This window comes from Sulfitobacter sp. TCYB15 (assembly GCF_040435955.1).
Lineage (GTDB): Bacteria > Pseudomonadota > Alphaproteobacteria > Rhodobacterales > Rhodobacteraceae > Sulfitobacter > Sulfitobacter pontiacus.
In genome coordinates, this window is record NZ_CP159193.1 from 2,955,473 (window position 1) to 2,968,075 (window position 12,603).

General features: G+C 58.8%; 11 protein-coding genes. 5 read left to right on the forward strand and 6 right to left on the reverse strand.

The window, feature by feature from the left end:
- Positions 1-193: 193 nt before the first annotated feature.
- Positions 194-1,507, reverse strand: a complete 1,314-nt coding sequence (locus ABM428_RS14365) for a glycosyltransferase family 4 protein (protein ID WP_353628353.1) — start codon at positions 1,505-1,507, stop codon at positions 194-196.
- A 141-nt stretch (positions 1,508-1,648) separates the two neighbouring features.
- On the opposite strand from ABM428_RS14365, the gene ABM428_RS14370 reads away from it, so the two are divergent.
- Both ABM428_RS14370 and serA read left to right on the forward strand, forming a co-directional pair.
- Positions 1,649-2,788 carry a phosphoserine transaminase gene (locus ABM428_RS14370; protein ID WP_037966878.1) on the forward strand — a complete coding sequence of 380 codons (1,140 nt, stop codon included), beginning with the start codon at positions 1,649-1,651 and terminating at the stop codon, positions 2,786-2,788.
- 81 nt (positions 2,789-2,869) lie between these two features.
- Complete coding sequence (gene serA / locus ABM428_RS14375; RefSeq protein ID WP_009825417.1) at positions 2,870-4,465, forward strand: phosphoglycerate dehydrogenase; 1,596 nt, start codon at positions 2,870-2,872, stop codon at positions 4,463-4,465.
- 153 nt (positions 4,466-4,618) lie between these two features.
- On the opposite strand, the gene tdh is transcribed toward serA, so the two are convergent.
- The 5 genes from tdh to ubiE form a co-directional block, all read right to left on the reverse strand.
- Positions 4,619-5,662 (reverse strand): L-threonine 3-dehydrogenase, encoded by a 1,044-nt coding sequence (tdh, locus tag ABM428_RS14380; protein ID WP_074637317.1) that lies wholly within the window; start codon positions 5,660-5,662, stop codon positions 4,619-4,621.
- Positions 5,659-6,846, reverse strand: a complete 1,188-nt coding sequence (locus ABM428_RS14385; protein WP_132998342.1) for a glycine C-acetyltransferase — start codon at positions 6,844-6,846, stop codon at positions 5,659-5,661. The genes tdh and ABM428_RS14385 overlap by 4 nt, the downstream gene beginning before the upstream one ends.
- Before the next feature lie 118 nt (positions 6,847-6,964).
- Positions 6,965-7,531 (reverse strand): helix-turn-helix domain-containing protein, encoded by a 567-nt coding sequence (locus tag ABM428_RS14390; RefSeq protein ID WP_009825419.1) that lies wholly within the window; start codon positions 7,529-7,531, stop codon positions 6,965-6,967.
- A 45-nt stretch (positions 7,532-7,576) separates the two neighbouring features.
- Positions 7,577-9,109 (reverse strand): 2-polyprenylphenol 6-hydroxylase, encoded by a 1,533-nt coding sequence (ubiB, locus tag ABM428_RS14395; RefSeq protein ID WP_037941134.1) that lies wholly within the window; start codon positions 9,107-9,109, stop codon positions 7,577-7,579.
- Positions 9,110-9,112: 3 nt separating this feature from the next.
- Complete coding sequence (gene ubiE / locus ABM428_RS14400) at positions 9,113-9,865, reverse strand: bifunctional demethylmenaquinone methyltransferase/2-methoxy-6-polyprenyl-1,4-benzoquinol methylase UbiE (RefSeq protein ID WP_005850121.1); 753 nt, start codon at positions 9,863-9,865, stop codon at positions 9,113-9,115.
- An 89-nt stretch (positions 9,866-9,954) separates the two neighbouring features.
- Between ubiE and mutM the strand changes: the two genes are divergently transcribed.
- From mutM to rpsT, 3 genes are all read left to right on the forward strand, one after another.
- A complete protein-coding gene (gene mutM / locus ABM428_RS14405) occupies positions 9,955-10,806 on the forward strand; it encodes a bifunctional DNA-formamidopyrimidine glycosylase/DNA-(apurinic or apyrimidinic site) lyase (RefSeq protein ID WP_132998343.1) in 852 nt (283 codons plus the stop codon).
- Positions 10,807-10,870: 64 nt separating this feature from the next.
- Positions 10,871-11,647 carry an enoyl-CoA hydratase gene (locus tag ABM428_RS14410; RefSeq protein ID WP_005850125.1) on the forward strand — a complete coding sequence of 259 codons (777 nt, stop codon included), beginning with the start codon at positions 10,871-10,873 and terminating at the stop codon, positions 11,645-11,647.
- A 168-nt stretch (positions 11,648-11,815) separates the two neighbouring features.
- Positions 11,816-12,079, forward strand: coding sequence for a 30S ribosomal protein S20 (gene rpsT, locus ABM428_RS14415; RefSeq protein WP_005850127.1), 264 nt, complete (start codon positions 11,816-11,818; stop codon positions 12,077-12,079).
- The last annotated feature ends 524 nt before the right edge of the window (positions 12,080-12,603 follow it).

The following is a 12,603-nucleotide window of genomic DNA, read 5'->3' on the forward strand; positions in this document are numbered from 1 at the left end:
CTCAGGCCCGGGGAAAGGTCGATGCATCAATGGTTATGGGGACAGGCTTACTACGGGGTTAAGGAAAAACATCCAATTTGAATGACTGTGTAGAAAAGCCGTTCATCATGACGCGTTCCAACCACGAAGACGGCTATGAACCCGTTCCACTGCATGATGTAATTTAGGGTAAATTATGGTTTGCGCCGGCCACTCAGCGCAGGCGCTCGTCGCAAAGTCGCGTATATGCCGCCAAGAGATGCGGCTCTGACGAAGACCATGCCAGCGCATTCACGACCCTCTCGCGCCCGGCCTTCCCCATCGCCGCTCTTAATGACGGGTCGTCGATGAGCTGTTTAATGCAATCGGCAAATCGGATCGGATCATTTGAAGCCGCGTAGAGGGAGGCCGTTTCGGCGGTGCGCCGTCCTTCGGTCAGGTCGAACTGAACGACAGGTTTGCCCAGCGCCATGTATTCAACCACCTTGTTCATTGATGATATGTCGTTCATCGCATTGCAGGGATCTGGCGCAAGCCCCATGTCTATCGTGTTCAAAGCGTCCACCAAAGCGCGGCCATAAAGTGCGCCGGTGAACGTAAAGTAACCCGTCAGCCCAAGGTCGCCGACCTGACGTTTCATGTCAGGCAATGAGGGACCAAAGCCGATAATCAAAAAGTGGATATCGCGCGTGCCCGAGGTCACAAGGTGATGCGCCGCGGAAAGCAACAGATCCATTCCCTCCTGCTGTCCGATCACGCCGACATACCCAAGCAGCGTCTCTCCCTCGCGCCGGTATCTCTGCGACCCTGGCCCGGGCGTAAAATCTGTCAGATTCGGAGCGGAGCGCACAACGAATATGTCGTCGTGGCATTTGCCGCCCCGTGTCATCGCGATTTCGCGAAAGCTTTCATTCGGGGATATCACCACCGATGCAGCACGGTAGCTGAGCAATTCACACTTTCGCATGACGTGGTAACCTACGCCTTGTTTGTCGAACTTGGCGACAAAAAGTTCTGGACAGACATCGTGCTGGTCAAACACATAAGAAACGCCCTTGCGTCGGTACCGCATGGCAAGAAGGCAGATCAGATCAGGTGGATTGCACCCGTGGATCGCCTGAAAAGGGTTTTGCCGCCAAATACGCCGCGCAAGCCGAAACCAATGCCAGATTGCGCTAGCATATTCCGTTGCATATGAAACCGCGCCGCCTCCGGTTTCAGGAGCAGCGGGGTACCGGTAAATATCCACGCCTTCGCGCCGTTCAAATGGCGCAACCCATCCCTGACCCGTGGGCGAAATGATAGAGACTTGGTAGCCTGCGCGGACCAAAGTCGTCGCTTCCAGCCAGACCCGGCGATCGAGCGGCACGGGTAGGTTTTCAACCACGATCAAGATATGACGCACGGGCGGTTCGGGCATAGGTCCTTCAACATCAGAATCAGATTGGCGTCCGTTCTGCCAGCCACGGGTGAACATGAAGTTAATTCCGAAGCGCCGTCGCCCTAAGTTGTCTCCAATAGGAAACATCACCTCTCGGTTCAGCTAATTACCCAGCATTTGCATCAATTTTGCTTGATTTGGGGGCTTGCCGCGCCCTTTCGCCCCGCGTATTCCAGCACGTGGGACACCCTTCCCCAACGAAGGGCGCTTATCTGAAAGGGTAGCTACATGGCTATTACGACACCGACCTCGCGGCCCACGAATCCGCGTTTTTCCTCTGGCCCGTGCGCCAAACCCCCCGTTTATGACCTGACCAAGCTTGCGAGCGCGCCTTTGGGGCGTAGCCACCGCGCGGCACCGGGCAAAGCGAAATTGCTTGAAGCAATTGAAACCACCCGCGACATTCTGGGCGTGCCTGCTGACTATAAGATCGGCATCGTTCCGGCGTCTGACACTGGCGCTTATGAAATGGCGATGTGGTCGTTGCTGGGCGAACGCCCTGCGGAAATGGTCGCATGGGAATCCTTCGGCGCAGGCTGGGTGACCGACGCCGTGAAACAGCTCAAGATCGAGCATACGGTACATACCGCGGATTATGGTCAAATTGTCGATATGTCGGCGTTGAACTACGACAACGACGTGTGCTTCACTTGGAACGGGACAACCTCTGGCGTGCGCGTCCCAACGGGCGATGTTATCCCTGCCGACCGCAAGGGGCTGACACTATGCGATGCGACATCGGCTGCCTTCGCGATGGATCTGCCGTGGGACAAACTGGATGTGACGACGTTCAGCTGGCAGAAAGTTTTGGGCGGCGAAGCAGCACACGGCATGCTGATCCTCAGCCCTCGTGCCGTCGAGCGGCTTGAAAACTATACGCCTGCTTGGCCCCTGCCCAAGATCTTCCGCCTGACCAAAGGTGGCAAGCTGATCGACGGGATTTTCAAGGGCGAGACGATCAACACGCCTTCGATGCTTTGCGTTGAAGATTACCTGCTGGCGCTTGATTGGGCGAAATCCGTCGGCGGCCTGCAAGGTCTGATCGCGCGCGCCGATGCGAATACGGCAGCGATCACGGATTTTGTGGACACGCATGACTGGATCGAATTCCTTGCGGTTGATCCGGCGACACGGTCGAACACATCGGTCTGCCTGAAATTCAATGACGACCGGATCACAGACGGCGCAGCCTTCGCAAAAGCTGTCGCGAAACGTCTCGCGGACGAGGATGTCGCATTGGACATCGGCGCCTACCGCGATGCCCCTGCCGGTCTGCGGATCTGGTGCGGCGGCACCGTCGAAACCTCTGACATCCAGGCCATGCTGCCTTGGTTGGAATGGGCTTTCGAAGCCGAGATCAACGCTTAATTTCGGGTTCCCCGCTTGGCGATCACGTCAGGCGGGTGGCTAACCCACGCCCCCCTTCTATTCAAAAAAGGAGCGCCAATCATGGCCCCCAAAGTGCTTATTTCCGACAAACTCTCGGACGCCGCCGTTCAAATCTTCAAAGACCGCGGCATTGACGTCGACTTCCAACCCGATCTTGGCAAAGACAAGGACAAGCTTGCCGCTGTGATCGGCGATTACGACGGGCTCGCCATCCGGTCCGCGACGAAAGTGACCGAAAAGATCCTCGCCAATGCGACCAACCTCAAGGTGATCGCCCGCGCCGGTATCGGCACCGATAACATCGACAAGGATGCCGCCTCGAAAAAGGGTGTCATCGTCATGAACACCCCCTTCGGCAACATGATCACCACTGCAGAACACGCGATTGCGATGATGTTCGCCGTTGCCCGTCAAATCCCCGAGGCATCGGCCTCCACCCATGCCGGCAAATGGGAAAAGTCCAAATTCATGGGGGTCGAGCTTACGGGCAAAACCCTTGGCGTCATCGGTGCCGGCAACATCGGCGGCATCGTCTGCGATCGCGCCCGCGGCCTGAAGATGAAAGTCGCGGCCTATGACCCCTTCCTGAGCGAGGAAAAAGCCAAGAAGATGGGTGTCGAGAAAGTCGAGCTGGACGATCTCCTGGCGCGCGCGGATTTCATCACGTTGCACGTGCCTTACACGGATCAAACCGCAAATATCCTGTCCAAGGAAGCCTTGGCGAAAACCAAAAAAGGTGTGCGGATCATCAACTGTGCCCGCGGCGGTCTGGTCGACGAAGAAGCATTGGCCGAAGCGCTGAAATCCGGCCATGTCGCTGGCGCAGCCTTCGACGTTTTCAAGGAAGAACCCGCGACCGAAAACCCGCTGTTCGGCCTACCCAACGTCGTCTGCACCCCCCACCTTGGGGCCGCCACGACTGAAGCACAGGAAAACGTGGCACTTCAGGTCGCTGAACAGATGTCCGACTACCTGCTGACCGGTGCCGTCACAAACGCCCTGAACATGCCGTCCGTCACCGCCGAAGAGGCAAAGGTCATGGGCCCGTGGATCACTTTGGCGGGTCACCTTGGGGCCTTCATTGGCCAGATGACGGATGAAGCCGTGAAGGCGATCAACATCCTTTACGACGGTCAGGTGTCCGAGATGAACCTGAACGCGCTGAACTGTGCGGTCGTGGCGGGCATCATGAAACGTGCCAACCCCGACGTGAACATGGTCAGCGCCCCCGTTGTTGCGCGCGAAAAAGGCATCCAGATCAGCACCACCAATCAGGACAAATCCGGTGTCTTCGACGGCTATGTGAAAGTGACCGTTGTCACCGAGAAACGGGAACGGTCGATCGCGGGCACCGTGTTCTCGGATGGCAAACCACGCTTCATCCAGATCAAAGGCATCAACATCGAAGCCGAAGTTGGTGCGCATATGCTTTACACCACCAACAACGACGTGCCCGGCATCATCGGGACGCTGGGTCAGACCCTGGGTGCAAACGACGTGAACATCGCGAACTTCACCCTCGGCCGGTCCACCGCCAAAGGGGAGGCGATTGCCTTGCTCTATATTGACGGCCCACTGCCCGAGAAAGCGCTGAAAGACCTGCGTGATACAGGACTGTTCAAACAGGTCAAAGAGCTCGAATTCGAAGTCGCCTAAGACCCACAGCGCATCAAAGAAACGCAAAGCGCCCCCGTCACCGGGGGCGCTTTTGTTTTGCCTGCTTCCAATTGGCCTAAATCCCGGGGGAGCAGCCAAAGGCTGCGGGGGCAGCGCCCCTACGGGCTCACCCCTACCGCTGCCCCCGACGCATCACGCGCCGGTCCAGTCCAGCACCACTTTGCCAGAGGCCCCCGATTTCATCGTCGCAAACCCCGTCTGGAAATCGTCGACGTCAAAACGATGGGTGATGATCTCACTCACGTCCAAGCCGTTTTCCAGCATGGCGATCATCTTGTACCACGTCTCGAAAATCTCGCGGCCATAGACCCCTTTGACGGTGATCGCCTTGAACACGATGCGCGACCAGTCGACGGGCGATTTGCCCGGCGGGATGCCTAGCATCGCGATCCGCCCGCCCATGGTCATTGCCTCTACCATCTGATCCAGCGCGACCTGATTGCCCGACATCTCCATCCCGACGTCGAAGCCCTGTTTCATCTTCAGCCGCGCGATGACATCGGCAAGGTCTTCGTGACGCACGTCGACGGGGACAACATCGGCGACTTTGGCGGCGAGCTCTAGCCGGGCGGGGTTCACATCCGTGATCACCACATGACGCGCGCCGACGTGACGGGCGACCGCTGCGGCCATGATACCGATGGGGCCTGCGCCGGTGATCAGCACATCTTCCCCCACAAGATCGAAGCTCAGCGCGGTGTGTACCGCATTGCCAAGCGGGTCGAGGATCGCTCCGATATCGTCCGAGATCGTGTCGGGCAGCGGGACGACATTGAACGCGGGCAGCCGCAGATATTGCGCGAAGGCACCTTGTTCATTCACGCCGATACCACGCGTGGCGGGATCAAGGTGGAACTTGCCGGACCGCGACTGGCGCGAGGTTTTTCCGATCAGATGCCCCTCGCCCGAGCAGCGCTGCCCGATGGCCAGATCCGTGACATTCCGGCCCAGTTCCACAATCTCTCCGGCAAATTCATGGCCGGTGATCAGCGGGACAGGCACGGTATTCTGCGCCCATTCATCCCAGTTCCAGATGTGGATATCCGTGCCACAGATGCCGGTTTTGTTGATCTTGATCAGCACGTCATCCGGCCCGATTTCCGGCACCGGCGCGCGGGTCATCCACAGCCCCTCGCGGGGCTCGGACTTACACAGCGCCTTCATTTCGTTGCTCATGACAGAACCCCACAGGCTTTGCCCGCCACCTTGAAGGCTTCGAGCGCACGGTCGAGCTCATCGCGGGTCAGTGCGGCATTCATCTGGGTGCGGATGCGGGCCTGACCGCGGGGCACAACGGGAAAGAAAAAGCCGCTGACATAGACGCCTTCCTCGAACAGGCGCGCTGCCATATCCTGCGCCAACTGCGCCTCGCCCAGCATCACGGGGATGATCGGATGTTCACCAGGCAGAAGGTCAAAGCCGAGGTTGGTCAGCCCCTCGCGCCAGTATTTCGCGTTCTCGAACAGTTGCTTGCGACGATCATCCCCTTGTTCGACCAGTTCAAGCGCCTTGATCCCGGCCATGACAATCGACGGCGGCAGTGAATTCGAAAAAAGATAGGGCCGCGCGCGTTGGCGCAGCAGGTCGATCACGGGCTGCGGCCCTGCGATATAGCCGCCGATGGCCCCGCCAAGCGCCTTGCCCAAGGTACCTGTCAGGATATCCACATCGACCCCGAAGTGCGCAGGCGTGCCCTCCCCCTTCGGGCCCATAAAGCCTGTCGCGTGGCAGTCGTCGACCATCACCAGCGCTTCGTACTTCTCGGCCAGTTTGGTGATTTCGGGCAGTTTCGCCAGATAGCCGTCCATGCTGAACACGCCGTCGGTCGCGATCATGATAAACCGCGCGCCTTCCTCGCGGGCGAGCTTGAGCTGACCTTCAAGGTCGTCCATGTCCGAGTTGGCATAGCGGTAGCGTTTGGCTTTGCACAGGCGGATGCCGTCGATGATCGAGGCGTGGTTCAGACTGTCCGAGACGATGGCGTCCTCTGGCCCGAACAGAGGCTCGAACAGCCCGCCGTTGGCGTCAAAGCAAGCCGCGAAGAGGATGGAATCATCTTTCCCGAGGAAGGCCGCCAGCTTTTGTTCCAGCTCGCGGTGGATGTCCTGTGTGCCACAGATAAAACGGACAGAGGCCATGCCGAACCCCTTGGGGTCCATCGCATCACGGGCAGCGGCGATGAGATCGGGGTGGTCTGCCAGCCCCAGGTAGTTGTTTGCGCAAAGATTAATCACCTGACGCCCGCCCACCGTGATCTCACCGGACTGGGGCGAGGTGATCATGCGCTCTTGCTTCATCATACCGTCCGCGGCGATGCCGGACAGGGTGGCGTTGACGTGATCTAGGTAGGCTTGGGTCATGATAGAACTCCTTTTCTCAGGCAGGTTCTATCATATCGGACACGGTTCCGAAATAGAGGAAATCCCTTATAGCGGATTTTTTCCTATATCGTGGATTCTCCCACCATAGCCCAAACGGTCAGGCGTCCTGCACGACCAGAAAAGCCCGCACAGGACCATCTGTCGCAGCGATCCGGTGCGGGACATCCGCGGGATAGCGCGCCGTGTCGCCAGCGTGGACAGTGCCGACGGCATCGCCGCTCCGCAGCTCTACCGTGCCTTGCGATACGGTCAGATGCTCGCGCGCGCCGCGGGTATGGGGCTGGCTGTCCAGCATGCCGCCTGCGTCGATCAACAGTTCGTAAACCTCGTGTTTGCCTGCCTCTTCGGGGGGCGACAGGATGCGGATGCGGCAGCCGGAGCCGAGATTGTTGATCGTCGGCACCTCGGCCGCGCGCAAAACCTCGATCTGCGCGGGCGTTGGCGCGCTGTCCAGAAGGCCCGCGAAATCCACCTGTAGCGCACGGGTCAGGTTCCACAGGGTGGCGATGGTGGGGCTGCTTTCACCGCGTTCGATCTGGCTGACCATGGACCGCGACACGCCCGAAAGCTTGGCCACCGCATCAAGGCTCAGGCCCTGAGCGGTGCGCGCGGCCTTCAGGCGGGCGGGAAGTTGCGTCAGTATAGCGTCTGGATTATCCGTCATGCCGGATAGATGGGCCGCAGGGTGCCCCGCTGTCAATGGCAGGCGCTAGCTGAGCGCCTGTAAAATCGCGATAATCCCCGTCGCCGTCCCTGCCCCGACAATCGCGGAAAGGATGATCCACCGTCGGAATGCCGGACGTTGTGGCGGTGTTTCGTCTTGCTGCCGGATCAGGGCATTCTCGACAAGCGCAGGCAGGCGCGGGCCAAAACGGGCGAGGACCATAGCGGTCTTGCTCAGATCCTTGATCACGGCACGGGGGCCGATGGACTTAGAGATGTAGTCCGTCACGATCGGGTTCGACACTTCCCAGATGTTGATATGCGGGTTGAGCGAACGGGCGACGCCTTCGACGACGACCATGGTGCGCTGAAGCAAGATCAGCTCTGTCCGTGTTTCCATGCCGAAACGTTCCGTGACCTCGAACAGGTAGGTCAGCAGCCGCGCCATCGAAATGCGGGTCGCGTCCATGCCAAAGATAGGCTCCCCCACGGCGCGCAGGGCGCGGGCGAATTCGTCGACATCCTTGTCGGCAGGCACGTAGCCCGCCTCGAAATGCACCTCTGCCACCCGTTTGTAATCCTTGCGAATAAAGCCGAACAGGATCTCGGCATATACGCGGCGGGTGTATTCATCGATGTGGCCCATAATGCCGAAATCATAGGCGATGATATCACCGTTCGGCGCGACCTTGAGGTTGCCCTGATGCATATCCGCGTGGAAATACCCGTCGCGCAGAGCGTGGTTGAGGAACAGCTGCAACACGCGGTCGCCAAGCGCCACACGGTCATGGCCCGCGGCATCAATCGCGGCGTTGTCGCCCATCGGGACGCCATCTGCCCAGCCCAGGGTCATGACGCGGCGGGCAGAATATTCCCATTTGATCGCAGGCAGTTGGAAGCCGGCATCACCCTTGGTGTTCGCCGCAAACTCCGACGCGGCGGAGGATTCGAGCCGCAGATCCAGCTCGCCCCGCACCACACCATCGAAATGTTCGATCACCTCCATCGGGCGCAGGCGGCGCGATCCGGGCGAGAAAAGTTCGACCATTCGCGCGGCAAGATAGAAGGCATCGACATCCTTGCGAAAGGCTTTCTCGATCCCCGGACGCAGCACTTTGACAGCGACGTCTTCCTGCGTTTCGGCGATGGTGGCGCGGTGCACCTGCGCGATAGAGGCAGCGGCGACGGGCTCGCTAAAATCAGAGAATATCGCATCGACCGGCAGGCCGAGCTCTTTTTCGACTTCTGCCTTGGCCTGTTCGATGGAAAACGGCGGCAGCTTGTCTTGCAGCACGCGCAGTTGCACGGCCAGCTCGTCGCCCACAACATCGGGGCGGGTAGAGAGCACCTGACCGAACTTGATGTAGGCAGGACCAAGCGCGGTCAGCGCACGGGTCGCGGGCGGCATGGACGGATCACCGGCATAGCCCAGAAACTTGAACGGCTTGCCAAGCGCCTTGGCGACAAAGCGCAACGCGGGCGTTGCATCAAAGGCATCCAGCACGACATTCATCGCGCCGGTCCGCTCCAAAGTTGCACCGGTGCGGATCAACCGCCAGATATTATGAGGTCCGCGCATGGGTTAAATCTTCCAACCAGAATGAAGCGCCGCGATCCCCAGCGACAGGTTCCGGTACTTCGCCTGCCCAAAGCCCGCGGTACGCAGCATGCCCAGGAAGGTTTCCTGATCGGGGAAATTGCGGATCGATTCCACAAGGTACTGATAGCTGTCGCGGTCGTTCGCGATCATCTGCCCCATGCGGGGGATGACGTTAAAGCTATACAGATCATAGGCTTTCTGCATCATCGGATTGGGCAGCTGGCTGAATTCAAGCACCATGAGACGCCCGCCGGGACGCAGCACGCGGTAGGCTTCGTTCAGCGCTTCTTGGGGGCGGGTGACGTTCCGGATGCCAAAGCTGATGGTATAGACGTCAAAGGTATTATCCTCGAACGGCAGCGCCATGGCGTCGCCGACGACCCAATCAAGGCTATCGGCCATCGCTGCGGCCTCTGCCCGTTTGCGCCCTTCGACCAGCATCGGTTCGGTCAGATCCAGCACGGTGGCGTGGCCCGATCCGGCACGGCCCAGAAACTTGAACGACACATCGCCGGTCCCCCCGGCGACATCCAGCAGCTTTTGACCTGCGCGCGGTGCCAGCCAATCCATCATCGCCTCTTTCCAGACGCGGTGGATGCCGACGCTCATCACATCGTTCATGATGTCGTATTTGCTGGCCACAGAGTTAAAGACACCCTGCACGCGCCCGGCCTTGTCGCTTTCGGCTACGGTTTCAAATCCGAAATGAGTGGTTTTGTCGCTGTCGTTTGTCATGGGGTCTTGTAGTCCTTTGATCTGCACCTTTGTTATAGGGCGCGAGGGGGCAGGTACAATGCGCCCCTTTTGTCACAGGGGAAACAACCATGCCTGAGTTGCCAGAGGTCGAAACAGTGCGTCGCGGTCTATCCCCCGTGATGGAGGGTGAGGTGATCGCCCGCGCCGAGGTAAATCGCCCCGATCTGCGCTGGCCTTTCCCCCCAGATATGGCGGCACGGCTGACAGGACAACGGGTGACCCAGCTGCGGCGGCGGTCAAAGTATATCCTCGCCGATCTGTCGTCGGGGGAATCGCTGCTGGTGCATCTGGGGATGTCGGGGCGGATGCTGATCTCGGGCGATCCATTGGGGCAGTTCGTGCATGACCACCCCGCCCCCGAAAAACACGACCATGTGGTGTTTCATATGGGCAACGGTGCGCGGGTGACCTTTAACGACCCGCGCCGCTTTGGCGCGATGGACTTGTTGGACACTGCCAGCGCTGACAGCCACAAGTTGCTGTCGTCGATCGGGCCGGAGCCGTTGGGCAATGACTTTAACGAAGACCATCTGATTGCCGCGCTCAAGGGAAAGAATACCCCGATCAAGACCGCGCTACTGGACCAGCGGATCGTGGCGGGGCTGGGAAATATCTATGTATGCGAAACCCTTTACCGTGCGGGCATCCACCCCGCGCGCAAGGCTGGGCGGATCGCGGCGAAACGGGTGGGCGGCTTGGTCCCGATCATCCGCGATGTGCTGAACGAGGCGATCACCGCAGGCGGGTCCACCTTACGCGATTTCAAACGCGCGGACGGTGAATTGGGCTATTTCCAGCACAGCTTTGACGTGTACGGCCGCGAGGCAGAACCCTGTCGCAGTGAAGGCTGCACCCATCAGATTGCGCGAATCGTCCAGTCGGGGCGGTCTTCCTTCTACTGCCCGCAATGCCAAAGATAACTTGAAACACCCCACCCCCGTGGTATGCACATCTTTCAAAGCGTAACAAACGAGAGCATTCTTGATGGCTTATGAAACGATCACGGTCGACGTCGACAACCACATCGCGCTTGTCACGCTGAACCGTCCCGATGCGATGAACGCACTGAATGACCAGCTGATGACCGAGCTGGCCGATGCGTTGAAATCGGCTCAGGAAAACGAAAAAGTCCGCTGCATCGTGATCACCGGCTCGGAAAAGGCGTTTGCCGCCGGTGCCGATATCGCCATGATGCGCGACAAAAGCTTCGTCGATGTCTTTGCCGGTGACCTCTTCACCCCCGAGACAGACCAGATCATGCGCGTGCGCAAACCCATCATTGCTGCTGTGTCGGGCTATGCCCTTGGCGGCGGCTGCGAACTGGCGATGATGTGTGACTTTATCATCTGTTCCGAAAGCGCCAAATTCGGGCAGCCTGAAATTAACCTTGGCGTTGTTGCAGGTATTGGCGGCACGCAGCGCCTGACCCGCGCCATCGGCAAATCCAAAGCGATGGACATGAACCTGACTGGCCGCTTCATGGATGCCGCCGAGGCAGAGCGTGCGGGCCTTGTATCGCGCGTCGTCCCCGTCAAGAAACTGATGGAAGAAGCCATGGCCGCCGCCGCCAAGATCGCCGAGAAATCGATGATCTCGACCATGGTGGTAAAGGAAGCCGTGAACCGGTCGTTCGAAGTGCCCCTGCGCGAGGGCCTGCTGTTTGAGCGTCGTATTTTCCATTCGCTGTTCGCGACGGAAGACCAAAAAGAAGGCATGTCAGCCTTCCTTGAAAAGCGCGAAGCGCAGTTCCGGGACAAGTAAATGGCTTTGCGGGTTTGCATTGCGTGTCGGGTTGGACTATAGGCAGCCCTAATACATGCGCGTGCAGCCCGCTCTGGCTAGAATCACCTTATCGGATATCGGTTCCGGTCGTTGGGTTTGTGTCGCGTATTTGCAATTTGAACATACCCAAGATGAAGGCTGATCCTCATGGCAAACACACCTCAGGCTAAAAAACGCGCCCGCCAGAACGAAGCACGTTTCCAAATCAACAAAGCACGTCGTTCGCGCATCCGTACCTTCCTGCGCAAAGTCGAAGAAGCCATCGCATCCGGCGACAAAGAAGCCGCAACTGCCGCTCTGCGCGCCGCTCAGCCCGAGCTGATGCGCGGTGTGACAAAAGGCGTTTTCCACAAGAACACAGCCTCGCGCAAAATGTCGCGTCTGGCGTCGCGGGTCAAAGCACTGGGCTAAGCCCGGTTGACCTAACGTCATCTTTTACAACTTAAAAGCACCGCTTCGGCGGTGCTTTTTTGTTTCTGTAGCACTCGCATCACGGGAATGAGATTCTTTTGCACCAATCTCTGAGTCAAGTTTGAAGATGTGTTGTATCAGTCCGACCGAGATTGCTAACACTATCAAACGCGATTCACTTCGCTTGGGGGGACAGGCCCGAACGGTTCGAGATATTTGCTAGAGTATCGAACATCCGCCGGGGAAATTTGGATGGTCTTGCTAGGGGCCACCTGACGTCTGCAGATGCTGCTGCCAGCACATTTGCCCTGTCTTTTTAAAAACGACGAACGGTGTGTTCGGCAGCGACGTTTGGCGGTTTGCTTCGCCAACGCACGCGTCAGGCATGCCTTATGTAAAAATGTCCGAAGGACGGCGGGCCGGTTCTCTGTGTGGGACCGGGTAAACGGTCTGTTGTCTTTTGACTGGGTAAAATAGCGTTTCAGTATGTGCTGAAGCGATCAAAGAATGGGACGGCAGGGCGC

Coding starts and splice junctions, on each gene's coding strand:
- serA (WP_009825417.1), top strand. CDS start 2,870: ATGGCCCCCAAAGTGCTTATTTCCGACAAACTCTCGGACGCCGCCGTT.
- rpsT (WP_005850127.1), top strand. CDS start 11,816: ATGGCAAACACACCTCAGGCTAAAAAACGCGCCCGCCAGAACGAAGCA.
- ubiE (WP_005850121.1), bottom strand. CDS start 9,865: ATGACAAACGACAGCGACAAAACCACTCATTTCGGATTTGAAACCGTA.
- ABM428_RS14365 (WP_353628353.1), bottom strand. CDS start 1,507: ATGTTTCCTATTGGAGACAACTTAGGGCGACGGCGCTTCGGAATTAAC.
- mutM (WP_132998343.1), top strand. CDS start 9,955: ATGCCTGAGTTGCCAGAGGTCGAAACAGTGCGTCGCGGTCTATCCCCC.
- ABM428_RS14370 (WP_037966878.1), top strand. CDS start 1,649: ATGGCTATTACGACACCGACCTCGCGGCCCACGAATCCGCGTTTTTCC.
- ABM428_RS14410 (WP_005850125.1), top strand. CDS start 10,871: ATGGCTTATGAAACGATCACGGTCGACGTCGACAACCACATCGCGCTT.
- tdh (WP_074637317.1), bottom strand. CDS start 5,662: ATGAGCAACGAAATGAAGGCGCTGTGTAAGTCCGAGCCCCGCGAGGGG.
- ABM428_RS14390 (WP_009825419.1), bottom strand. CDS start 7,531: ATGACGGATAATCCAGACGCTATACTGACGCAACTTCCCGCCCGCCTG.
- ABM428_RS14385 (WP_132998342.1), bottom strand. CDS start 6,846: ATGACCCAAGCCTACCTAGATCACGTCAACGCCACCCTGTCCGGCATC.
- ubiB (WP_037941134.1), bottom strand. CDS start 9,109: ATGCGCGGACCTCATAATATCTGGCGGTTGATCCGCACCGGTGCAACT.